Raw genomic sequence first — 22,958 nt, 5'->3', positions numbered from 1 at the left:
CACCCCGGACCTGGAAACACCAGAGCCGCCCGCGGAACAGGATTGAAGGCGTGCTTGCCCCTGAGCGCCGCCGTTGCTAGGGGTGCGCCAAAACAAGAAAGGCCGCCAGTCATGACCGACACGCTTCTGAGCGCGGATATCCAGCTGATCCAGCGTATCCTGCCGCATCGTTATCCCTTTCTTCTGGTCGACCGCGTCGAAGAGATCGACGGCACGCAGTCGGCCCTGGGGATCAAGAACGTCACCATGAACGAGCCGCACTTCCAGGGCCATTTCCCCGGTCTGCCGATCATGCCGGGGGTGACCATCGTCGAGGCGATGGCCCAGACCGCCGCCGTCATGGTGGGTACGGCGCTGGACATGGCCGACAAGGAGATGAAGGTCTATTTCATGTCCATCGACAAGTGCAAGTTCCGGCGCAAGGTCGTGCCAGGCGACCAACTGAAGATGCGTCTGACGACTCTGCGCGGGAAACCCGGCGGCAAGGTCTGGAAATTTGGCGGCGTTGCCGAGGTCGAAGGCGAGATGGCCGCCGAGGCCGAGTTCACCGCGATGATGGATCTGCCGTCTTGACCGAAACCGTGATCCATCCTTCCGCCGTGGTCGAAGAAGGCGCGGTGATCGGCCAGGGCTGCGTGGTCGGGCCGTTCTGCCATGTCGGGCCCGAGGTGGTGCTGCACGACCGGGTCGAACTCAAAAGCCACGTGGTCGCGACCGGCGCGACCGAGATCGGCGAAGAGACCCTGGTCTTTCCCTTCTCCGTGATCGGCGAGATCCCGCAGGATCTCAAGTTCCGGGGGGAAAAGACCCGACTGGTGATCGGTGCCCGCAACCGCATCCGCGAACATGTCACCATGAACACCGGCACCGAGGGCGGTGGCGGTGTGACACGGGTGGGCGATGACGGCCTGTTCATGGCCGGCTGTCATGTGGCCCATGACGCGCAGGTGGGCGACCGGGTGATCCTGGTGAACAATGCCGCGCTGGCGGGGCACTGCGTGATCGAGGATGACGTGATCATCGGCGGCCTTTCCGGGGTTCACCAGTGGGTGCGTATCGGGCGCGGCGCCATCATCGGTGCCGTGACGATGGTCACCAATGACGTGATCCCCTACGGCCTTGTTCAGGGACCGCGTGGCAAGCTGGACGGGCTGAACTTGGTCGGGCTGAAACGCCGCGGCGTCAAACGATCGGACATCACCGCGCTTCGCGCGGCGTTTCAGATGCTGGCGCAGGGTGAGGGTGCCTTTCAGGACCGGGCCCGCCGTCTGGGCGACGAAACCCAGAGCGATTACGTCCGCGAGATCGTCGATTTCGTACTCGGCGACAGCGACCGCAGCTTTCTGACGCCGGGCTGAGCGGACCATGCTGGCGTTGATTGCCGGGCGCGGGGCCTTGCCTGCCGCCGTTGCCGGCGCCGCCGGCGAACCGGTCGTGATTTGCGGCATGGCGCATTCCCCGCCAGATCAGGTCGTGGCCGAGCATCTCTTTGCCATCGAACGGTTGGGGGCCTTTCTGGCCTGGCTCAAGCGGCGGGGCGTGTCGCGGGTCTGCATGTGCGGGTCCGTCGATCGTCCGGATGTCGCGGTGTCCCGGATCGGATGGCGAACCCTGCCTCTGTTGCCCCGGGTCATGCGGGCGCTGCGGCGCGGGGATGACGGGGCGTTGCGCATTGCCATCGACATTCTCGAAGACGCCGGGTTCACGGTTCTGGCCGCGCATGAACTGGCGCCGTCCCTGTTGCCGGCCGCCGGTGTGCCCACTAGCGCCCAACCCGATAAGGTGGCGAGCGCGGCGGCGCGCCTCGGGGACCGGATCTCTCAGGATCAGGCGCGGCACGATCTTGGACAGGCCTGCGTTGTCAAGGAGGGCACCGTCATCGCCCGCGAGGATGACCGCGGCACCGATGCCATGTTGCAGGGGCTTGGTCACGAGGCGCGGGGCGGCGTGCTCTACAAGGCGCCGAAACCGGGGCAGGAGCGCCGCGCCGACCTGCCGGTCATCGGCCTTCAGACTGCCGAGGGTGCCGTTGCGGCAGGTCTGTCGGGAATCGTGATCGAGGCTGATGGCGTCATGGTTCTGGACCTGCCACAGGTGCTGGAGCGGCTGGAAGCCGCTGGCCTGTTCCTCTGGGTGCGTGAAAGGGAAACATGATGCGAGTTTTCATCACAGCGGGAGAACCGTCCGGCGACCGATTGGGTGCGGCGCTCATGGCAGGGCTCAAGGAACTGGTGCCGGATGTGACCTTTCGCGGGATCGGTGGGCCGCTGATGCAGGCACAGGGCCTCGACAGCCTGTTCCCAATGGATGAGATCAGCATTATGGGGATCACCGAGATCCTGCGTGAATACCGCGCGCTGAAGGGCCGTATCCGGCAGACCGCCGACGCGGTTGTGGCAGAACAGCCAGACGTTCTGATCACCGTGGATCTGCCAGAGTTTTCCCTGCGCGTGGCGCGGCTGGTCAAGGCCGTGTCCGACGTACACGTGGTGCATTACGTTGCGCCGACGGTCTGGGCGTGGCGGCCCAAGCGGGCGCAGAAGATGGCCGCGCATGTGGATCAGGTGCTGGCGCTATTGCCGTTTGAACCGCCCTACATGGAGGCGGCGGGGATCGCCTGCGATTTCGTCGGCCACCCGGTGGTGATGGAGCCGCAGGCCAGCGAGGCGGAGGCCGCAGCTTTTCGTGCGACCCACGGTATAGCGGGCGAGATGATGCTGGTTTTGCCGGGCTCGCGCCGGTCCGAGGTGGGGCGTCTGCTGCCGGTCTTTGCCCGGGCGGCACGCGCCTTGTTGGCCGCGCGGCCGGGTCTGCGCCTGGTGATTCCGGCGGCGGGACCGGTGGCTGTGGCGGTGCGCGAGGCAGTGGCCGACTGGCCCGGTGACCCGCTGGTGATCGCCCCTTCGGAAGATCCGGGCGGGACGCAGAAACGAGCGGCCTTCAGGGCGGCCGATGTGGCGCTTGCGGCCTCCGGGACGGTTTCGCTCGAACTCGCCGCGGCGGGTACGCCGATGGTCATCGCCTATGACATGAGCTGGCTCAGCCGCCAGATCATCGGGCGGATGTTGCGCGTCGACAGCGTGACGCTGGTCAACCTGGTGGCCGAAAGCCGGACGGTGCCGGAATTCATCGGCGCGAAATGTCAGCCTGGCCCAATCGCGGATGCGGTGGGCCAGGTGTTGGAGGCTCCTGGGGCGCAGATCGAGGCGATGGACCTGACGATGGAACGCCTTGGCCGGGGCGGTGAACGCCCGGGTCTTCGGGCGGCGCGCGCGGTTCTTGACCGCCTGCGTGACGGCAATACGCTCAACTGAGTTCGGATCGTGTGACGAAAAAAGGGCCGGAAACCTGCGTTTCCGGCCCTGCTCTTGTAGTGCGTTGCGCGCTCAGAGCAGCGACTTGACCTTGGCGGCGACGCCCTCGGCGGTGATGCCGAAGTGGTCAAACAGGACGTCCGCCGGGGCCGAGGCGCCAAAGCTCTCCATGCCGACAAAGCCGGCCTTCTTGGCGCTGCCACGCTCGCCGCACAGCCAACGGTCCCAGCCCATGCGCACGCCGGCCTCGACTGCAACGCGCACCGGACCGGCGGGGGGCAGGACCCGGCGCCGATAGCTTTCGTCCTGGGCTTCGAACAGTTCCCAGCAGGGCATGGACACGACGCGCGTGCCAATGCCTTCAGCCTGCAACAGGTCCCGCGCGGCCAGCGCGATGGAGACTTCCGAACCGGTCGCCATCAGGATCGCCTGGCGCTTGCCTTCGGCCTCGGCGAGCACATAGGCGCCTTTCTCGACAAGGTTGGCGTTCTTGTGTTCCAGCCGCACGGTCGGCAGACCCTGGCGGGTCAGCGAGAGGACCGAGGGCGTGTCCGTCTGGCGCAGCGCGATTTCCCAGGCCTCGGCGGTTTCGACGGCGTCCGCAGGGCGGAAGACCAGCGTGTTCGGCGTGGCGCGGCTGATGGCAACATGTTCCACCGGCTGGTGGGTTGGACCGTCCTCGCCGAGGCCGATGGAGTCATGGGTCATGACAAAGACGGTGGGTGTCTTCATCAGTGCCGCCAGGCGCATTGCCGGACGCGCATAATCGGTGAAGGCCATGAAGGTGCCGCCGTAGGGGCGCACGCCGCCATGCAGGCTCATGCCGTTCATCGCCGAGGCCATGCCGTGTTCACGGATGCCGAAATAGATGTAACGGCCCTTGCGGTTGTCGGTGTCGAAGACGCCCAGATCGCCGGTGAGCGTGTTGTTGGAACCGGTCAGGTCCGCGGAACCGCCGATGGTTTCCGGCATGATCGGGTTGATGACCTCAAGCGCCATTTCGCTTGCCTTGCGGGTCGCGACCTTGGGCGTGGTTTCCGAGACCTGCTTTTTCAACGCCTTGACCACGGCAGACAGCTTTTTCGGCGCCTCGCCGTCCATGACGCGCGTGAATTCCTTTTGCCGCGCCGCGCTGGTCTCGGCGAAACGGGTTTCCCAGGCCTCGCGCTCGGCGGCCCCACGGGACCCGACCTCTTCCCACCATGTCTTGATCTCGGCGGGGATCTCGAAGGGCGCGGAGGTCCAGCCCCAGGCGGCCTTGGCGGCTTCGTTCTGATCCGCGTTGGTCAGCGCGCCGTGACCCTTCGAGGTGTCCTGTGCGGCATGGCCCAGGGCGATATGGGTCTTGCAGGCGATCATCGAAGGCTGCGCGGTCTTCTTGGCTTCGACGATGGCGGCGTCGATGGCTTCGGGGTCGTGGCCGTCGATCTCCTGAACGTGCCAGCCCGACGCCTTGAAGCGTGCAATCTGGTCGGTGCGGTCAGAGAGCGACACCTTGCCGTCGATGGTGATGTCGTTGTTGTCCCAGAAGACGATGAGGTGGCCCAGTTCGTAGCGGCCGGCAAGGCCCAGCGCCTCTTGGCTGACACCTTCCATCAGGCAGCCGTCGCCGGCGATGACATAGGTGTTGTGGTCGACCAGCTTCTTGCCAAAGCGCGCGCGTAGCGCCTCTTCGGCGATGGCGAAACCGACGGAGTTGGCGATGCCCTGACCCAGCGGGCCGGTCGTGGTCTCGATTGCCTTGGCCAGGAAGTTCTCTGGGTGGCCGGCAGTCTTGGCACCCAGCTGGCGGAAGTTCTTGACCTCGTCGAGGGTGATTTCCGGATCGCCGCAAAGGTAGAGCAGCGAATACAGCAGCATCGAGCCGTGTCCCGCAGACAGGATGAACCGGTCGCGGTCGGCCCAGTCGGGGCGCGCGGCGTCGAATTTCAGGTGCTTGGAATACAGAACGGTGGCCACGTCCGCCATGCCGATGGGCATGCCCGAATGGCCGGAATTGGCCGCGGCGACGGCGTCGAGCGCAAGCGCACGGATCGCCGTGGCGCGCATCCAATGATCAGGGTTACGGGTGCGAAGCTCTTGGATATCCACCGGGTTTCGATCCTCTGGCTGGGGGTTTGCGGCGTGAATAGCAGTCCCGCGCCGAAGTGCAAGCCAAGCGCTTGACGTCGCATGAAGGGCGCCGTCTAAGGCCTTGGAAGATAAGGGGGCGCATTTTCCTTTTTCGCTTGTTAAACTTTCATTGACCGGATGCGGGACGATTCGTTCCGTGTCGCGATGGGCCGCGCGGGATTGAGGCCGCGGGGCCGGGCAAGAGGACGAAGCAGGGCAGATGAGCCAGATCGAGGACTTGCAGGCGCGCATCACGCGCGCGCTGGATCGTATAGGACAGGGGATCGACGGGCTGGACCACGGCGCCGCCGAACCCGCGGATTTCGAAGCATTGCGCAGCCGCGCCGAAGCGGCGGAACAGGCATTGGCGGAGGCACAGGAAGCGCTGGCCGCCACCCGTGAGCAGGCCGAGGTGGACCGTGACACGGCCTTGGCCAGCGCGCGAGAAGCGGCCGAGGCCGAGCGGGACATGGCGGTTGCCAACGCTCTTGCCCAGGCCGAAGAGGCACGCGAAGCTGCCGTGGCCGCGGCCCGCGAACAGGCAGAGGCCGACCGCGATGCCGCGATTGCCGCCGTCAAGTCCGAGGCCGCAGCGCAACTGGAACGCGCCCTTGCCGAGGCCCGGGCAGAGGTCGACACCGAGCCGGCACCGGTGGCAGCCCCCGAGACTGAGCCTGAGGCAACGCCGACCGATGCCCTTGAGGTCACGGAGCTGGAAGAGGCTCTGGAAGACGAAAAGATGGCCAATGCCCAGCTTGAAGAGCGGTTGCGCGTGTTGCGCGCGCGTCTGGCAGACCTCGAGGCCCAAAGCGCCGAGGCCCCCGAGCCCGAGACAGCCCCGTCGCCCGAGGCCCTGATCGCGCTGGATGAGCAATTGCAGGACCTGCGCGCCGCCAATGAAGAGCTGATTGCCGCAAACACCGCGCTGCGCGAGGCGAATGCGCAGGGTGTGGGCGATCCGGAACTGATCAACCGGGGTCTGCAGGCCGAACTGGATGCGATGCGCACCATGCGGGCGACCGATGCGGCGGAGACTGGCGCGGTGATCGAGGCGCTTGGCCCGCTTCTGGCCGAAGCCGCAGACGGGGAGGCACGGGAATGAGCCAGATCGAAGTCGAGATCAAGATCGGTGGCCGCAGCTTTGAAGTGGCCTGCCAGCAGGGCGAGGAACAATACCTGTTGTCTGCCGCGCAGCTTCTGGACACCGAGGCGCAGGTGCTTGTGACGCAGATCGGGCGGATGCCGGAGGCGCGGATGCTGCTGATGGCCGGGCTGATGCTGGCGGACAAGACCGCGGGCCTTGAAGAACGGCTGCGCGAGGCGCAGGACAAGCTGAAGTCGGTAGAGGCCGAGTTGGCCGATCTCAGGAGCAAACCCGCGCCAGCCCCCGAGCAACGTGAAGTGCCGGTAATCCCGGCGGACGTGACCGATGCACTGGCCGAGATCGCTGCCCGTGCAGAGGCCTTGGCCAACAGGTTCGACGAGACGAAGGCCGAGTAGCAGGCGCGTGTCGTCTGCTTCAGCCGTCGAGCTGCCGTGTCAAAGCGCGGCCCAGTTCCATGAACTCGGCCACCTCTTCGGGGCGACGCAGGATGTGGCGCAATCTCAGCCGCAAGCCGTGACGGCTCAGCGCGACGATGGGCTGTTGTGCCTCGTTGCGCCCGCTGCGTGCCTCGAGCAGTTCCGGTGCCTCTCGGAGGGCGTCCAGCGCCGTTTCGCGCCCGGGTGTCGCAAACAATGTCCCTGATCCATCCCCGGGCACCGACCGCAGATCAGCCGCTTCGGCGGCAAGCCCGCCGGTCAACTTGTTCAGCACCATCTGGCCGAAACCGCCTCCGCCCATCTTGTCCAGCATCTTGTCGGCTATCGCGGCGGTCTTTTCGGGAATGTCGGGCCCCAGCAGGGCCATCCCGTCCGGCAGCGCCAGCCGTGGCTGGGTGAACTCCGTCCAATGACTTGTGGTGCCGCCGGTAGAGGAATTGGACCGGAAATAGAGGACCAGTTCCCAGCCTTCGGACCGGTCCGAAATCACGGTTCGGCTTCCGCGCCCGCCGGTTTGCGGCTGGTAGTCGAAGGACCAGCCTCGTTCCGCGCACAGGGTCTTCAGTGCCTCTCGGCGCTTCTGGCTGTGCCGGATGGCATAGGCGATCAGCCCGGTGCCGGCGAAAGAGGCCAATATCAGGACTGCGGCTACGAAATACTCCACGACGAAACTCCTGTACTCAAATCCAACCGATCAAAGAAAAACGGGCAGGGAAAGCCCCGCCCGTTCGGTATCATCAGGCAATCACATGGCTCAGGCGTTGGCTTCACGGATCTTGTCGGCGGCTTCCTTGTTGTAGGAAACGCCCTTGTCGTCGAAAAGCTGGTCCAGCTCGCCCGAGAGGGTCATCTCGGTGATGATGTCGCAACCGCCCACGAACTCTCCCTTGACGTAGAGCTGCGGGATGGTCGGCCAGTCGGAGAAATCCTTGATCCCCTGGCGCAGGCCGTCGTCCTCGAGCACGTTCACGTCCTGGTAGTCAACGCCCATGTAGTTGAGCACGCCGGCCACGCGGCTGGAGAAACCGCATTGCGGCATGGTCTTGTTGCCCTTCATGAAGAGCACGACATCGTTGGATTTCACGGTGTCGTCGATACGGGTCTTAACGTCGGTCATCTGGGGGTGTCCTGTTCTGTGTGGTCTTTGCTGGTGTCATCGGCCCGATCACTCGTGGTCCCGGTCCGATCCAGTATTCTCGGGGTCATAGTCCTGCGGATCGTAGCTGTCCTCGCTGTCCGGGATCGTGCCCACGAAGGTGGTGTTCGACTCGGGGTCATAGGTCAAACCATAGGTCGATTTGCCTTCCGCTCTGAAGCGTCGGTATTCATGCCACGCCGCATAGACGAAAATGGCAAGAAAGGGCAGAAGCAGCAGGGGAACGATGACGCCTAGGGGCATATGGGATCAGTCTGGGGCCTTTGTTGTGAGAGCAAGGGCATGAAGCGCGCCGCTGGGCCCATCCATCTTGCCCTTCAGGGCTGCATAGACCGCTCTCTGTTGCTGGACCCGGTTCTTGCCGCGAAAGCTCTCGTCGATGACCATCGCCGACATGTGCACGCCGTCTTCTCCATCGACGGTGATCGTGGCGTCTGGAAAGGACTCGCGCAACAGGTCCTCGATTTCCTGGGCATACATCGGCATATAAGGCGTCTCCACGCGTCTGGTGTCTGTTACAGAATTAGTGTGCCAGCGAGCGGCGTGCAAGGCACGCGCATCAAGCCGGGCAGGGGCGGCGGCGGTCAGACGGCAAGCTCGATCCACACAGGGACATGGTCCGAGGGCTTTTCGCGCCCGCGAATGGCAGAGTCGATCTGGCAGTCGGTCATCAGGTCCGCGGCCGCAGGCGTCAGCAGCAGGTGGTCGATGCGGATTCCATTGTTCCGCTGCCAGGCGCCGGCCTGGTAATCCCAGAAACTGTAATGCCCCGGCGCCTGCGTCCGTGCCCGAAACGCCTCGGTGAAACCGAGGTTCAGGATCCTGCGAAAGGCCGCGCGGGTCTGCGGCAGATACAGGGCGTCCTCGGTCCAGGTCTCGGGCCGGGCGGCATCCTCGGCCTGGGGGATCACGTTGTAGTCGCCCGCCATCAACGCCGGGGTTTCCTCGGCCAGCAGATCCCGGGCCCGGGTTTCCAGCCGTTCCATCCATGCCAGCTTGTAGTCGTATTTCGGGCCCGGTGCCGGGTTGCCGTTGGGCAGGTACAACCCGCAGACGCGCACGGCCTGTTCGTCTCCCATGACGGTTGCCTCGATCCAGCGGGCCTGTTCGTCCGCGTCGTCGCCGGGCAGGCCGCGGCGGACATCCTCGAGCGGGCGCTTGGACAGGATCGCCACCCCGTTGAAGCTTTTCTGTCCGTGCGTCTCGACGTTGTAGCCGCGGTCCTCGAAGGGCTCGCGCGGGAAATTCTCGTCGATCGACTTGATCTCCTGGCAGAGAACGACATCCGGCTGAGCCTCGTCCAGCCAGTCGAGCACCGCGGGCAGGCGGGCCTTGATGCCGTTGATGTTGAAGGTAGCGATCTTCATGGCGCGTTTCTCCTGCCTGTCCGGGGGCCATGGATCGCAGGCGCGGGGCTGACGGTCAAGCGCGTCAGGTAAAGCCCTGTTTTGTATCAGTTTGGTTGAGCTTTGTGACGTACCTGCAACCTATCGGCGTAAAGCCTGGCACAAAGCACCCTCTGGAACCCGCTCGATTCGGGTATGATTCGTGGATTTAGGAGTTTGCAAAGTGCCGTTGCGCTGCAAAGTCCGGATTTATCCACAGAAAATTTGTATCTGTGGATAACCCGTATTGTCGCGCGATCCGAAACGCCTGCGCGAATCGCATCTGTGGATAAACTTTTCCTTAAACAACCTTAACAAGAATTAACTTTTTTGCAAACTATTTTTGCGTGCAGATTTCAAGGGCATAGCTGCTCAACCTGAAAAAGGAGCGATCCCATGACTGCCCTCATCAAGCTGCACACCTCTAAAGAAACCGTTTCCAAAGCGGAAACGAGCGCCTTCGCCGGCGACGCCGTCGAGGCCTTTACCTCGTGGTCGGGCCCGGCCGATGGCGACCTGTTCGCGGGTGCCTCTGTCGAAGCCTACACATCCTGGTCCGGTCCGGCGACAGGTACCCGCGAATCTGGTGATGCAGTCGAAGCTTACACCTCTTGGTCCGGTCCCGCTGCGGGTGACATGGAAAACGGTGGCCATGTCGAAGCCTTCACCAGCTGGTCCGGCCCGGCGCGCGGCAGCCGCGACGCAGGCGACAACGTCGAGGCCTTCACCTCGTGGTCCGGCCCGGCGGCTGGCGACATCGAGAGCGGCGACAACGTCCAGGCCTTCACCAGCTGGTCCGGTCCCGCAGCCGGCGACCGTGAAGCAGGCGACAATGTCGAAGCCTTCACCTCGTGGTCCGGCCCGGCGCGCGCCTGATCGACGTCACTGATACCCGGGCGGGGCGCAGTGCGCTCTGCCAAGACAGAGGAGAGCCAAGCGATGAACAATGTCGTCCAACTGACCGTCCCGACCCGGATAGCCCCCCTGGAAGCGCGGATCACCGCGCTTCTGGGAGCCTTCGCCGATCATCGCCGCCACGGCGACGACGTTTTCTGGCTGAAGGAGAACGCGGAGCTTCTGAACATCCTTGAATGCACAGGTCAGGCCGTCGCTCCAGAGGCGCTGGCCCGCCATGCGGGGTTCTACGCCCAGGCGGTGCAACGGCTGGAGTTCTTTCCGCAGTACTACCGTTTCATTCTCTCGCTGGCGCTGGATCTCGAGGACCTCGGGATGCCGGGGTACGAGGCGCAGAAAATGGTGGATTTCGCGGCCCGCGAAGGGCTGGCAGAGGCCGAACTTTCGGACTTGCAGCGTGCCGAGGCGCGGCGCTTGATGACCCGTCGCGGCGTCGATCCGATCCGCGATCCCGGCCTGAACGATCGGCTGCGTGCCTTCTGCTTGCGCACAAAGACCTTTGCGCTGCCGAACAAGAAGGCCGCCTATGAATTGACGCACATCGTCTACTACCTGTCCGAGTATGGCCGCCGCGATCCGGACCTGCCCCCGGAGGCCATCCAGAGCCTGCATTTCGCCGGGCTGACCGCTTTCCTGGACCAGAACGCCGACCTGCTGGCGGAAATCTGCATTGCCCTGCGCCATGCGGGACAGATGCCGCCCGCCGTCTGGACGGCCTGGCTGCAACAGGAAACCGGAGCTTACGGTGTCGTCGCGGATGCTCATGCCTCGATCAACGACGACTATCACGAATACCTCGTGTGCAACTGGCACCAGGCCGTCACCGGCGCGCCCCTGTTCCGCAAGCCGGTCTGCGATGAGCGGCTGCGGTTCGAACGCGGCGCCCGAGCCCAGACCGTCCTGCGCGAGCTGAGCCAGGCGATCTACGGGCTGGACCACCGGTCGGGTGACTGGGACAGGATGCGGCCACGGATGGAACCGTCTCTGTCCCCCGAGGCGCGCGATCTGCTCAGCGTTGCCTCGCAGTCCAGCGATCTGTTCGACGCCTATTTCGAAGGCTTTGCCCGGGCAGGCCGCGCATGACCCGGGTGGCGCTTTCCGGGGCGACGCTGGGCGCGGCGCTCATCCTCGTCTACACCGGCATGATGGCCGCCGCGGACGGGATCACCAAGTTCATCGCGGGCGGATATGCGGCGCCGCAGCTCTTCGTCCTGTCCTCGGCACTGGTTCTGCTGTTCTCCCTGGCGGGGGCACGGGCCGACACAAATGGACCCGGCCTGCGGGTCCGCTCGAAAAAGGCGATGGCGATCCGCGCCGTGCTGACGGTGATCGCTTCGCTGGCCTTCTTTCAGGCCTTTCGCCTGCTTCCCTTCGCGGATGTGTTCCTGTTCATCGGTCTGATCCCGCTGATCGCGGCTGCCCTGTCCGGCCCGGTTCTGGGCGAGACGCCGCGTCCCGCGGCCTGGGCGGCTCTGGGACTTGGTGTCGGCGGCATCCTCTTCCTGATGCCGGGCGGTTTGTCCGGTGCTCAGGCCGGTCATGCCTGGGCCTTGCTGGCCGCCGTGTCCGGCTGTGGCTCGATGCTGGCCGCGCGGGCCATCGCCAAGGTCGAGCGTGCGCCTCTGGCACAGGTCTTCTGGCCCAATGCCGCACTCATGGTGGTGATGGCGCTGGCGCTGCCTTTCGTCTGGAAACCAATGAGCCTGACCGACCTTGGCTGGGTCGGCGCCTATGCCGCCGCCCTCTTCGCAGCCCGCTATGTTGTCGCCGAGGCGCTGCGCCTGCTGCCGGCCTATGTCGCCACGCCCCTGATGAACCTGCAGTTCGTATGGATGGTCGTGATCGGCTTCCTGGTCTTTGGCGAGGTTCCGACGCTGGGCACCTGGGCGGGCGTGATGCTGGTGGTCGGATCTGGCTTCTGGCTGGTCTTCGAGGAACACCTGTCGCGGCCCCGTGTCATCCCGGCCGAATGATCCGGCAGTCAGCTTGAAACAGAAAGAGCGCCCATACGTGGCGCCCTTTTCCAATTCTTCCCGACCGGCCCGGACTACATTGAAAACGATGTGCCGCAGCCGCAGGAACTGGTCGCATTGGGGTTTTCGATGGTGAACCGCGCGCCGATCAGTTCGTCCGTGAAGTCGATGACCGCACCGGACAGGAAGGGCAGGGACACGGGATCGACAATCACGCGCTCCTCGCCCTCGGCGATGATCATGTCGTCATCGGCGGGGTCGTCCAGCTTGATGTCGTATTGAAACCCCGAACAGCCGCCACCCTCGACGGCCACGCGCAGGGCCTTGCCATCCGCGCCCGCGCCGATCTCGGCGAGGCGGGCAAAGGCACGGTCGGTCACTTTCGGCGGCAGTTGCATTGTGTCCTCTCAACCTGTTCGGCCTCAATATATGCATCACATTGGCCCCTTCAAGCAAGCCGCCCCCTCCCGGTTCGGGAAGGGGCGGCGCAGTGGGCAGTTTACGTGTTTTTGACGCTTATTGCTGGTCGCCGATCCAGTTCGCGAGGTCGATCGTGTGCTGCGCAAAGCGGCGGCCGGTCGACAGTTCGTGGCTCAGGTGCAACCCGACGACCGCGCCGGTCGCGGCATCGTAGATCGGCGCGCCGAGGTCGCCGTAATCGCTCAGGCAGTTGTGCTCGTAGGACTTGGCGGGCAGGTAGGCCGGATCCGTCGGCAGCGCGCTGCAATGCTGCATCTGCATGGATCCGCCCCGCGGAAAGCTGAGCATGTAGAGCGGTGCGCGCGGATCGGGCGTGGCCTGGCCCACGCGCTGGATGCGGTCGGCAGAGAACTTCGTGTCGGGATCGGCGATGTGCAGGATCGCCAGCCCGGTTTCCCGGCTGGACAGCTCGCTGTCCAGGGTCAGGACATATCCCTGCGCGGTCCACAGGCGCTGGTCGGGAAAGACGTGGTCGAACACGATGCGGATTTCCTCGATCTTGCTGGCGCTGACGCGTGGATCTTCAAGGATGCCCGGCACGCAGGCATAGGAGGTCGCCACCACCGAGGGGCCAAAGACGAAGCCAGAGCAATAGACCGGGCCATAGTCCGTGGTCACGCGGATGCGGCCTGCGCCGCGCATGCTGTTGATGACCGAGACCTCGTAGCCGTCGCTGTAGGCCGGCGCCGCGAAGGAGATATAGGGCATTTCCTCGACCGGTGTTACATCGACCGAGGGCGTCGGATCGATCGGGGCACCGGCGTTGCGCGGTGGCGGACTGCCTGCGGGCGGCACCGGGGTGGGCAGCGGGCTGCGTGCCTGTTGCGGCTCTACCGGGCTGGGTCCGGGCGGCGGCGTGGCGCCTGGATTCTTGATGGGCTGGGTGACAATCGGGCCGCCCGGCGGGTTCGGGCGCGGCGGGCGCGTCGAGGGATTGGGGGCCTTGGCGGGCGGTGCGCCCGGATTGATCGCGGTGGGGTTCTTGGACTTGATCGTGATCGTGCCATCGTCCTTGTCCGGCTTGGCCGTCGGATCAAGGACAAGGGTTTCGTTTATCCGCTTCTTGGGGTCACTGTCCTTGTCGAGGACAAGATCGGCCAGCGCGGGCGCCGGCAGGGCGAGGGTGATGCAGCAAAACGCGACGCTGCGCAGGGGGCTGAACATGGCTTTCTCCAAGGGTTGAACGCTAAAAAATCTTGGCCCCAGTCTAGCTTCTCGCCGGAACCCGGCAAAGTAAGGAACCCCGGACGTTTGGGAGGGCGCGGAATTCTCCAAGTGCCTGAAAAGGCTCAATCGGCCATTTCCGGCGTTCGTGGCATCAAGGTCCGCGAATCCGTTGCTGCGATGCCGGACGTGGGGATAAAATCGGTTCTCTACATCTGGTGTATACCGGCGATTGGGCGCCGAATTTGGCGGCCGCGCCGGGGCCCGACCGGGCGGTATGTCGCAAGTCGTTGTTATTGCAAGAGCAGCCGGATAAGAGAGCCGCGGGACAAGCAACTTGGGACTGTTTCACATGCGCGCCAGCTTTGCCTCGACACATGACAGTGCGCGGGGACGCCACTTCCCGGAAGAAGAAAGCGCTCACCGGTCCTGTTTCCAGCGCGACCGCGACCGGATCATTCACTGCTCTGCCTTCCGCCGGCTGAAACACAAGACGCAGGTTTTCGTCGAACACGAGGGCGATTTCTATCGCACCCGGCTGACCCATTCGATCGAGGTGGCGCAGGTGGCACGAACCATCGCCAATGCGCTGGACCTGAACACCGACCTGACAGAGGCAGTGGCGCTGGCGCATGACCTGGGACACACGCCTTTTGGCCACACTGGCGAAGATGCGCTCCATGCGCTCATGGCACCCTATGGCGGCTTTGATCACAACGCGCAGACCCTGCGCATCGTCACCCGTCTGGAACGTCATTATGCCGAGTTCGACGGGCTGAACCTGACCTGGGACACGCTGGAAGGCATCGCCAAGCACAACGGCCCCGTGGCGCCGCTTGGTCCGGATGGAACGCTGGTCGGCGAGATCCCGCATGCGCTGGCGGAATACAATGCGCAGGATGACCTGGAGCTGCACACCCATGCCAGCGCCGAGGCGCAGGTGGCCGCACTGTCCGACGACGTGGCCTACAACAACCATGACCTGCACGACGGTCTGCGCGCCGGGCTGTTCACGGAAGAAGAGATCACCGCGCTGCCCATCGTGGGCGAGGCCTACGCCGAGGTCGACCGCAAGTACCCCGGCACGGATTCCTACCGGCGCCGGCACGAGGCGCTGCGGCGGGTCTTCGGGGCGATGGTGTCGGACCTGATCGACACCTCGCGTGCCAAGCTGATCGGGTCGGGCGCGCAATCCGCGCAGGAGGTGCGGGACCTTGGCCGTCCCGTGATCGCCTTTTCAGACGCAATGTGGACCGACCTCAAGCAGATCCGCGCCTTTCTGTTCGCCAACATGTACCGCGCGCCCAAAGTCATGGAACAGCGCGCCCGGGTCACGCTGGCGGTCAACGAGTTGTTCCCGATCTACATGGGAGATCCGACGCTGCTGCCTCAGCGTTGGCAGGGCGACGTCGCCGCGGCCGAGGGCGAAGCGGCGCTGGCACGGCTGGTGGCGGATTACATTGCCGGGATGACCGACCGGTTCGCGCTGCAACAGCACGCGCGGCTGACCGGGCGCGACGTTCTCGAGGGCATGTGGCCCGGCGACGAGGTCAGCTGACGCCACGCCTCCTCGGGGCCGGCATGCTGCGCGGTTGCGGCGGCGCGGGCGCCTGCTAGTTTGACGCGGGGCATCGGGCCGGGCAGCAGGGCAGGGAGCGTTTCATGGCAGTTGCGGAAACGGGCGGGTTGGATCCCGTCCTGGCCTTCGGGCTGGTTGGGGCGCTTGGGGTCGGCAGCCAGTGGCTGGCCTGGCGGCTGCGCCTGCCCGCCATCGTCCTGATGCTGGTCGCGGGGCTGATCATCGGTCCGGTGACCGGTGTATTGGATCCGGCGGCACAGTTCGGCGACATGTTGCAACCGATGATCGCGGTGGCGGTGGCCATCATCCTGTTCGAAGGCGGTCTGACGCTTGACCTGCACCGCCTGTCGGACGCGGCCAAGGGGGTGCGGCGGCTGGTGCTGATCGGCGCGCCGCTGGGCTGGATCGCATCTGCCGCGGCCCTGCATTTCGTCGCCGGCCTCAGCTGGGAGTCCTCGGCCGTCTTTGGCGGTATCATGATCGTCACGGGGCCGACCGTGATCGCGCCGCTGTTGCGCCAGGCGCGGTTGCAGCGCCGCCCCGCCGCGCTGATGCAGTGGGAGGCCATCGTCAACGATCCCGTCGGAGCGCTGGCCGCGGTGCTTGCCTTCGAGGTCGTCATGGTGCTGCGCACTGCGACCAGCGCAGGCCATGCGATGATCGAGATCGGCATGGGCGTTGCCATCGCCACGGTGCTGGGCCTGGCCGCTGGCTGGAGCGTGGTGCGCGCGTTTCGCCAAGCCTTGGTGCCCGAGTACATGAAGGTGCCGGTTCTGTTCGTCGTGCTGCTTGCGGTCTTTGCACTGGCCGATCATGTCCTGCATGAATCCGGCCTGCTGGCCGTGACGATCATGGGCCTCTGGATTGCCAACGCGAAATTGCCCAGTTTCGCGGAGATCTACCGCTTCAAGGAACATGCCACCGTTTTGCTGGTCTCCGGGGTCTTCATCCTGCTGGCGGCGGGGATGAGCTTTGATCGGCTGGCGGTGCTCGACTGGCGGGCCGGAGCCTTCGTTCTGGCGGTGATCCTGCTGGCGCGTCCCTTGCCCGTGCTCGCGGCGCTGGCCTTTACCAATGTGCCCTTGCGAGAACGCCTGCTTGTCGCGTTCACCGGGCCGCGCGGTGTGGTGTTGGTGGCTGTGGCCGGGCTTTTCGGGGAGCGGCTGGCGCAGCTTGGCCTGCCGGATGCAGAACGGATCGCGCCGTTGGCCTTTGCGCTGGTGGCGGCAACGGTCGTCCTGCACGGCTTCACCCTGGCCCCGATGGCGCGCCTGCTGGGGCTGACTGCATCGCGCCTGCCGGGTGTGCTGATCATGGGCGGATCGAAATGGGCCGTTGAACTGGGCGCGGCTTTGAAGAAGATGGATCTGCCCGTGATCATCGCCGATCCCAACAACGCCCATCTTCGCAGCGCGCGTGAGGCAGGTTTGGACACCTTCTACGGAGACATCCTCTCGGAGGCGGCAGAAGATCGGGTCGACCTGGTGGCCTATGAAAAACTCATCTGCGCCAGCGACAACGACGCCTATAACACGCTGGTGGCGACCGACCTGGCGCCGGAATTCGGCCGCGAGAATGTCTTTCAGGTCAAGCGCGTGCGCGAAACCTCCAGCCGGCATTCCCTGCCGGCCACGCTGGGTGGGCAGGCATTCGGCGCCAACGAAACCTATTTCGAGGCCAATGCCGCCATTGCGGGCGGGTGCGAGTTCCGCGTCACCAAGCTGACCGAGGAGTTCACCGCAGCGGACTGGCGCGCGGCCCAACCCGAAGCAGTACCCATGGCCGAGCTTGGGCCGGGGGGTACGCTGCGCCTCCTGGGACCCGAGGATGAACTGCGCGGCGCACCGGGCACGCGCCTTCTTGCCCGACTGCCGAAACGTGCGGAACGGCAGGCGCCCGAGGCCGCCGCCGAGGACGTTTGACGCCACCCTCCAAAGTGATAGAGACCGGCCAACATTGGAGCCGCTTACATGAACCTGTTTTCCGATATTCGCAGCCTCGTGCTGGATGCCATCGCCGCCTGCCAGTCCGAAGGTACGCTGCCCGACGGGCTGAACACCGATCCCGTGACCACCGAGCCGCCGCGCGATCCGCTGCACGGCGACATGGCGACAAATGCCGCCATGGTGCTGGCCAAACCCGCCAATGCCAAGCCGCGCGACATCGCCGAGGCACTGGCCGCGAAACTGCGCATCGACGACCGGATCGCCAGCGCCGAGGTGGCCGGGCCGGGGTTCCTGAACCTGCGGCTGGCCCCCTCTGTCTGGCAGGCGCTGCCGGGCCGCATCCTGAAGGAAGGCACCGCCTATGGCCGGTCCGATTTCGGACAGGGCAAGAAGGTGAACGTCGAATATGTCTCGGCCAACCCCACGGGACCGATGCATGTGGGCCACGCGCGGGGTGCCATCGTGGGCGACGCGCTGGCCTCTCTGCTGGCCTATGCCGGTTATGACGTGACCCGCGAATACTACATCAACGACGGCGGCGCACAGGTCGACGTTCTCGCGCGGTCCGTCTACCTGCGCTACCTCGAGGCGCATGGCCACGAGGTCGAATTCCCCGATGGCACCTATCCGGGCGATTACCTCGTCGAGGTAGGCGAGGCGCTTAAATCCAAGGTGGGCGAGGCCTATATCGACCAGCCCGAAGAGGTCTGGCTGGCCGAGGTGCGCGAGTTCGCCACCGACGCGATGATGCAGGTGATCCAGGCCGATCTGGGCATGCTGGGCGTGCAGATGGACCACTTCTTTTCCGAGAAGTCGCTCTACGGTACGGGCAAGATCGAGGCGGCCATCGACAGCCTGAAGGACAAGGGGCTGATCTATCGCGGCGTGCTGGAACCGCCCAAGGGCAAGAAACCCGAGGACTGGGAGCCGCGCGAGCAGACCCTGTTCAAGTCCACCGACCACGGCGACGACGTGGACCGGCCGATCATGAAATCCGACGGCAGCTGGACCTATTTCGCGCCCGACATCGCCTATCACTATGACAAGGTGAGCCGGGGTTTCGACCTGTTGATCGACATCTTCGGCGCCGATCACGGTGGCTACGTCAAGCGGATGAAGGCCGCCGTTTCGGCCCTGTCCGACGGCAAGGTGCCGCTGGAGATCAAGCTGATCCAGCTGGTCAAGCTGTTCAAGAACGGCGAGCCCTTCAAGATGTCCAAGCGGGCAGGGACCTTCATCACCCTGCGTGACCTCGTGGAAATGGTGGGTCCGGACGTGGCGCGGTTCCACATGCTGACCCGCAAGAGCGACCAGGCGCTGGATTTCGATTTCGACAAGGTGGTCGAACAGTCCAAGGAAAACCCGGTGTTTTATGTCCAGTATGCCCATGCGCGGATCTGTTCGGTCCTGCGCAAGGCGACAGAGGATGGCGTTGACGTCAGCGATGCGGCACTGGCCGGGGCCGACCTGTCGGGCATGACCCATGCATCGGAACTGTCACTGGCGACCAAGCTGGCTGAATGGCCGCGCCTGGTGGAAATCGCCGCCCGGACGCAGGAACCGCACCGGATCGCGACGTACCTGGGCGAACTGGCCGCCGACTTGCACGGGCTCTGGAACCGGGGCAACGACGCGCCCGAGTTGCGTTTCCTGCAGGATGACCCGGCTGCAACACAGTCGAAAATCGCGCTGGCACGGGCGACCGCGGTTGTGATTTCCGCCGGTCTTGGTATCTTGGGCGTGACCCCGGTAGAAGAAATGCGCTGACAAAACGCGCCTCTGCCGGGGCTGTTCGAGCAGTCAAGGCATTCGGGCGGCGATGCACCGCCCGGGGACAAGAGGCAGAGATGGCGGATTTCACATATGATGGGGCCCCGGCGGCCCCGGCTACGGTAAAAATGGCCTCGGTCGCGAATTGGGCCGGGGCGGCTGTGTCGCTTGCGCTGATCGCCGGGATCGCGGTCTGGGGATATCGTGTGGTGGCGCGGGATGTTTCCGGTGTCCCCATCGTTCAAGCCATGTCGGGCCCGATGCGCGAAGCCCCCAAGGATCCGGGCGGTCTGCTGGCCGATCACCAGGGGCTGGCGGTCAACGCCGTTGCGGGCAGCGGCGCCGCCGCCGACCCCGCGGATCGCCTGACCCTTGCGCCGCGTCCGGCCGGCCTGCAGGCCGATGACGTGGCCCTTGGCGTGCTGACGCCGGACAAGCCCATCGATCCCAAACCGGCAATGGCGCGCAACGCCGAGGTGATCGCACTGCAGCCCGAGGGGGCACCGATCCCTGAAAGCGCGGACCCCAAGGATACCGGGCCCTTTGCCGCCCTTGCGGACGAGATCGCCGCCAAGTCCAAGCCGCTCAGCCCGCTGCCCGAGGGCACGGAGGCCGAGGTTGTGACGGCTCTGGCGACGGCTTTGCCGGATCAGGCCAAGCCCGAGCGGTATACCGGTCCGGGGCTTGCCCGGTCCCTGCGTCCGCGACTGCGGCCCGCGGGGCTGTCGGCGACGGTTCGGGTGGCCGCGGCCCCCGGCGCTGCCGTCGAATGGGACACCTCCAAACCCGTGAACGAGATTGACCCGGCCACGCTGTCGGCTGGCACGCGCCTCGTGCAGATCGGTGCCTTTGACAGCCCGGAAACCGCGCGCAGCGAATGGGAGCGGCTGGATGGTCGCTTTGGCGATTATCTTGCCGGCAAGGATCGCGTGATCCAGAAAGCCTCGTCCGGCGGGCGTACATTCTACCGGTTGCGCGCGCATGGGTTCGAGGACCTCTCGGATGCCCGCCGTTTCTGCGCCGCCTTCGTCGCGCAGAAAGTGGATTGCATCCCGGTGGTCACCAGATGAGCTGCTTCGGCGCGGTCATCCTGGGCTGCGCCGGTCCGGTTCTCTCGGATGAAGAGATTGCTCTCTTTTCCGAGATGCGCCCCATCGGCTTTATCCTTTTTGACCGGAACCTTCAGAACGCCGACCAGATCCGGGCATTGTGCGATGGATTGCGCGCCGCCGCAGGACACGACGCCCCGGTTTTCATCGATCAGGAAGGAGGCCGCGTTCAGCGCCTGCGCCCGCCACTGGCGCGGACATGGGCACCGCCGCTGGAGGATGCCGGCGCCGAGAATGCCGAGCGCCGGTTCTTCGTCCGGGGGCGTTTGATCGCGCATGAACTTCGGGCTCTGGGGATTGACGGGAACTGTGTTCCGACGCTGGATATAGCCCGTCCCGACACTCATGCCGTCTTGCGCAATCGCTGCTATGGCACTGACCGTGACAGCGTGATCCGCAACGGGCGCGCCTTGGTGGCGGGATGCCGGCAGGGTGGTGTGCTGCCCGTGATGAAACACATGCCCGGACACGGGCGCGGCACGTTGGACAGTCATCTGGATCTGCCGCGCGTGTCCACGCCGAAACCCGTCCTGTCGGACGAGGACTTTGCCACATTCTCGGCCTTTGCCGACCTACCGATGGGCATGACCGCGCATCTTGTCTTTGAGGATATCGACAAGAGCCCGGCCACGCAGTCACCTGTCATGATCCGGCTGATCCGGGAGGAAATCGGCTTTGACGGCTTGTTGATGACCGATGACATCTCGATGCAAGCCCTTTCGGGCAGCGTCGCTGAAAGGGGGCGTGCCGCGCGCGCGGCCGGTTGTGACGTGATCCTGCACTGCAACGGCGACTTGTCAGAGATGCGTGACTTGTGTGCGGCCGTCGGCAGCATGGATAGGTTGGCGCAAAGGCGCGCAGAGCGGGCTCTGGCCGCGCGCACGGCGCCCCAGCCGGTTGACATCGACGGGCTGTGCGCCGAGGCTGACGCCTTCTTTGTCCAGGACCTGCGCCCCGATCCCGCATGAGCGATCCCGACACTCCCGATCTTGTCCAGCTGTCCGTCTCGGAACGCCTTGCGGCCGAGGCTTTGGTTGTCGATGTCGACGGGTTCGAGGGGCCACTTGACCTGCTGTTGAACATGGCGCGGTCGCAAAAGGTGGATCTGCGGAGGATCTCTATCCTTCAGCTGGCCCAGCAGTACCTGTCCTTCGTCGAAAAAGCCAAAGCGCTCAGGATCGAACTGGCGGCGGATTACCTGGTCATGGCAGCCTGGCTGGCCTTCCTGAAATCGCGTCTTCTGCTTCCGCCTGACCCGACCGAAGAAGGCCCCTCGGGCGAAGACCTGGCCGCGCACCTTGCGTTCCAGTTGGAGCGCCTGCAGGCGATGCGGGATGCCGCTGCGCGGCTGATGGCGCGGGATCAGCTTGGGCGGGATTTCTTTGCCCGGGGCCTGCCGGAAAAGATGGAACAGGTGCGGCAGGTGAAGTACACGGCCACGCTTCTGGACCTGATGCAGGGCTATGCCCGGATCCGGACCCGCGACGAGTTTCGTCCTTTCGTCATGGACCGGGACAAGGTTTTCACGATGGAACAGGCGCTGGACCGCATGCGCGGGATGATCGGCTTTGCAGGGCAATGGACCGACATCCAGAGCTACCTCCCCGACGGCTGGGGAGAGGATCCGGTGCGTTGGCGTTCGGCCACGGCGGCGACTTTTGCCGCGTCGCTTGAGCTTGTCAAAGAGGGCAAGGCAGAGTTGAAACAGTCCGGGACGTTCGAGCCCATTCTGCTGCGCCGCAAGGAGTCGCGTGATGAGTGACACGCCCGAGATCACGCCCGGAGAAGAGGGCGCCCCGCGCGAAAGCCTGTTCGAGGCCCCGGTCATGGGCGAACAGGAACGCATGGTCGAGGCGATCCTTTTTGCCAGCACGGAACCCGTCACCGTCAGGGAGTTGAATGAACGTATGCCGCATGGTTGCGATGCCGCAGAGGCGCTGGTTCACCTGCGCAAGCGGTACGAGGGACGGGGGGTGCGCGTGGTTCGCGTCGGCGATGCCTGGGCAATCCGCACCGCGCCGGATCTGGGGTTCTTGATGCAGCGCGAGACGGTTGAAACCCGCAAGCTGAGCCGCGCCGCGATCGAGACGCTGGCCATCATCGCCTATCACCAGCCGGTGACCCGTGCCGAGATCGAAGAGATCCGTGGCGTATCCGTCAGCCGGGGCACCGTTGACCAACTGCTGGAGATGGAGTGGATCCGGTTCGGTCGTCGTCGGATGACGCCGGGGCGACCGGTGACATTCGTCGTGACGCAGGAGTTCCTGGATCATTTCGGGCTGGAGTCCGCCCGCGACCTGCCGGGTCTGGCCGATCTGCGCGCCGCCGGCCTGCTGGAAAGCCGTCCCTCGCCCTTGGGTGCCCCTCAGGCTGGCGAAGGCGACGTTGATGCAGAGGAAGGCATGGAGGAGGGCCAGAGCGAGTTGTTCGAGGACTGACGCCTGCAAATCGGCGCAATCCCAAGCTAGCGTTGACTGAAATCCGACAGGTCCAGGACATGACCGCGCATCAGC

General features: G+C 65.1%; 24 protein-coding genes. 16 read left to right on the top strand and 8 right to left on the bottom strand.

The annotated features are described in order from the left end of the window. The first annotated feature begins 111 nt into the window (after positions 1–111). From fabZ to lpxB, 4 genes are read left to right on the top strand one after another with little or no spacing between them, the layout of a single operon-like run. The gene (gene fabZ, locus RBB42_RS10750; RefSeq protein WP_043139294.1) at positions 112–573 is read left to right on the top strand and encodes a 3-hydroxyacyl-ACP dehydratase FabZ; all 462 of its coding nucleotides are present in this window, start codon (positions 112–114) and stop codon (positions 571–573) included. Next, entirely contained in the window at positions 570–1,358 is a 789-nt protein-coding gene (lpxA, locus tag RBB42_RS10745; RefSeq protein ID WP_305970328.1) for an acyl-ACP--UDP-N-acetylglucosamine O-acyltransferase, read from the top strand. Before fabZ ends, lpxA begins: the two co-directional genes overlap by 4 nt. 7 nt (positions 1,359–1,365) lie before the next feature. Then, the gene (locus tag RBB42_RS10740; protein ID WP_305970327.1) at positions 1,366–2,154 is read left to right on the top strand and encodes an LpxI family protein; all 789 of its coding nucleotides are present in this window, start codon (positions 1,366–1,368) and stop codon (positions 2,152–2,154) included. After that, a complete protein-coding gene (gene lpxB / locus RBB42_RS10735; RefSeq protein ID WP_305970332.1) occupies positions 2,154–3,314 on the top strand; it encodes a lipid-A-disaccharide synthase in 1,161 nt (386 codons plus the stop codon). Before RBB42_RS10740 ends, lpxB begins: the two co-directional genes overlap by 1 nt. A gap of 72 nt (positions 3,315–3,386) precedes the next feature. Here lpxB and tkt read toward each other — a convergent pair whose 3' ends face one another. Then, positions 3,387–5,405: a transketolase gene (tkt, locus tag RBB42_RS10730; RefSeq protein WP_305970326.1), complete on the bottom strand. Its 2,019-nt coding sequence runs from the start codon at positions 5,403–5,405 to the stop codon at positions 3,387–3,389. 241 nt (positions 5,406–5,646) lie between these two features. Between tkt and RBB42_RS10725 the strand changes: the two genes are divergently transcribed. Continuing rightward, positions 5,647–6,528 (top strand): hypothetical protein, encoded by an 882-nt coding sequence (locus RBB42_RS10725; protein WP_305970325.1) that lies wholly within the window; start codon positions 5,647–5,649, stop codon positions 6,526–6,528. Further along, on the top strand, positions 6,525–6,926 hold the full coding sequence (locus RBB42_RS10720) for a cell division protein ZapA (RefSeq protein ID WP_305970324.1): 402 nt from the start codon (positions 6,525–6,527) through the stop codon (positions 6,924–6,926). The genes RBB42_RS10725 and RBB42_RS10720 overlap by 4 nt, the downstream gene beginning before the upstream one ends. Positions 6,927–6,945: 19 nt before the next feature. Here RBB42_RS10720 and RBB42_RS10715 read toward each other — a convergent pair whose 3' ends face one another. The 5 genes from RBB42_RS10715 to xth form a co-directional block, all read right to left on the bottom strand. Next, a complete protein-coding gene (locus tag RBB42_RS10715; RefSeq protein ID WP_305970323.1) occupies positions 6,946–7,632 on the bottom strand; it encodes a hypothetical protein in 687 nt (228 codons plus the stop codon). Between the two features lie 90 nt (positions 7,633–7,722). Next, positions 7,723–8,085, bottom strand: coding sequence for a Grx4 family monothiol glutaredoxin (grxD, locus tag RBB42_RS10710; protein WP_305970322.1), 363 nt, complete (start codon positions 8,083–8,085; stop codon positions 7,723–7,725). Between the two features lie 48 nt (positions 8,086–8,133). After that, the gene (locus RBB42_RS10705) at positions 8,134–8,367 is read right to left on the bottom strand and encodes a hypothetical protein (protein WP_305970321.1); all 234 of its coding nucleotides are present in this window, start codon (positions 8,365–8,367) and stop codon (positions 8,134–8,136) included. A 6-nt stretch (positions 8,368–8,373) separates the two neighbouring features. Beyond that, positions 8,374–8,610, bottom strand: coding sequence for a BolA/IbaG family iron-sulfur metabolism protein (locus RBB42_RS10700; protein ID WP_305970320.1), 237 nt, complete (start codon positions 8,608–8,610; stop codon positions 8,374–8,376). Positions 8,611–8,708: 98 nt separating this feature from the next. Further along, positions 8,709–9,491, bottom strand: a complete 783-nt coding sequence (gene xth / locus RBB42_RS10695) for an exodeoxyribonuclease III (protein WP_305970319.1) — start codon at positions 9,489–9,491, stop codon at positions 8,709–8,711. A 414-nt stretch (positions 9,492–9,905) separates the two neighbouring features. On the opposite strand from xth, the gene RBB42_RS10690 reads away from it, so the two are divergent. The 3 genes from RBB42_RS10690 (at position 9,906) to RBB42_RS10680 (ending at position 12,397) form a co-directional block, all read left to right on the top strand. Then, a complete protein-coding gene (locus RBB42_RS10690) occupies positions 9,906–10,385 on the top strand; it encodes a DUF6749 family protein (protein WP_305970318.1) in 480 nt (159 codons plus the stop codon). A 63-nt stretch (positions 10,386–10,448) separates the two neighbouring features. Next, a complete protein-coding gene (locus RBB42_RS10685; protein ID WP_305970317.1) occupies positions 10,449–11,507 on the top strand; it encodes a DUF6902 family protein in 1,059 nt (352 codons plus the stop codon). Then, positions 11,504–12,397 carry a DMT family transporter gene (locus tag RBB42_RS10680; protein ID WP_305970316.1) on the top strand — a complete coding sequence of 298 codons (894 nt, stop codon included), beginning with the start codon at positions 11,504–11,506 and terminating at the stop codon, positions 12,395–12,397. Before RBB42_RS10685 ends, RBB42_RS10680 begins: the two co-directional genes overlap by 4 nt. A 74-nt stretch (positions 12,398–12,471) precedes the next feature. On the opposite strand, the gene RBB42_RS10675 is transcribed toward RBB42_RS10680, so the two are convergent. After that, positions 12,472–12,795: a HesB/IscA family protein gene (locus RBB42_RS10675; RefSeq protein WP_305970315.1), complete on the bottom strand. Its 324-nt coding sequence runs from the start codon at positions 12,793–12,795 to the stop codon at positions 12,472–12,474. Positions 12,796–12,913: 118 nt separating this feature from the next. Further along, positions 12,914–14,041, bottom strand: a complete 1,128-nt coding sequence (locus tag RBB42_RS10670; protein ID WP_305970314.1) for a trypsin-like serine peptidase — start codon at positions 14,039–14,041, stop codon at positions 12,914–12,916. Between the two features lie 352 nt (positions 14,042–14,393). Here RBB42_RS10670 and RBB42_RS10665 point away from each other — a divergent pair, with 352 nt between their 5' ends. The 7 genes from RBB42_RS10665 (at position 14,394) to scpB (ending at position 22,883) form a co-directional block, all read left to right on the top strand. After that, positions 14,394–15,599 carry a deoxyguanosinetriphosphate triphosphohydrolase gene (locus tag RBB42_RS10665; RefSeq protein ID WP_305970331.1) on the top strand — a complete coding sequence of 402 codons (1,206 nt, stop codon included), beginning with the start codon at positions 14,394–14,396 and terminating at the stop codon, positions 15,597–15,599. A 104-nt stretch (positions 15,600–15,703) separates the two neighbouring features. Next, on the top strand, positions 15,704–17,542 hold the full coding sequence (locus tag RBB42_RS10660; RefSeq protein WP_305970313.1) for a cation:proton antiporter: 1,839 nt from the start codon (positions 15,704–15,706) through the stop codon (positions 17,540–17,542). 48 nt (positions 17,543–17,590) lie between these two features. Continuing rightward, positions 17,591–19,333, top strand: coding sequence for an arginine--tRNA ligase (argS, locus tag RBB42_RS10655; protein ID WP_305970312.1), 1,743 nt, complete (start codon positions 17,591–17,593; stop codon positions 19,331–19,333). An 80-nt stretch (positions 19,334–19,413) separates the two neighbouring features. Further along, positions 19,414–20,406 (top strand): SPOR domain-containing protein, encoded by a 993-nt coding sequence (locus RBB42_RS10650; RefSeq protein ID WP_305970311.1) that lies wholly within the window; start codon positions 19,414–19,416, stop codon positions 20,404–20,406. Next, a complete protein-coding gene (locus RBB42_RS10645; RefSeq protein ID WP_305970310.1) occupies positions 20,403–21,413 on the top strand; it encodes a glycoside hydrolase family 3 N-terminal domain-containing protein in 1,011 nt (336 codons plus the stop codon). The genes RBB42_RS10650 and RBB42_RS10645 overlap by 4 nt, the downstream gene beginning before the upstream one ends. Continuing rightward, positions 21,410–22,207 (top strand): segregation and condensation protein A, encoded by a 798-nt coding sequence (locus tag RBB42_RS10640; protein ID WP_305970309.1) that lies wholly within the window; start codon positions 21,410–21,412, stop codon positions 22,205–22,207. Before RBB42_RS10645 ends, RBB42_RS10640 begins: the two co-directional genes overlap by 4 nt. Beyond that, positions 22,200–22,883 carry an SMC-Scp complex subunit ScpB gene (scpB, locus tag RBB42_RS10635; RefSeq protein WP_305970308.1) on the top strand — a complete coding sequence of 228 codons (684 nt, stop codon included), beginning with the start codon at positions 22,200–22,202 and terminating at the stop codon, positions 22,881–22,883. The genes RBB42_RS10640 and scpB overlap by 8 nt, the downstream gene beginning before the upstream one ends. Positions 22,884–22,958: the final 75 nt, after the last annotated feature.

It is taken from the genome of Mameliella sp. MMSF_3455 (assembly GCF_030733205.1).
Lineage (GTDB): Bacteria > Pseudomonadota > Alphaproteobacteria > Rhodobacterales > Rhodobacteraceae > Antarctobacter.
This window is presented reverse-complemented; position numbering and strand designations above follow the sequence as displayed.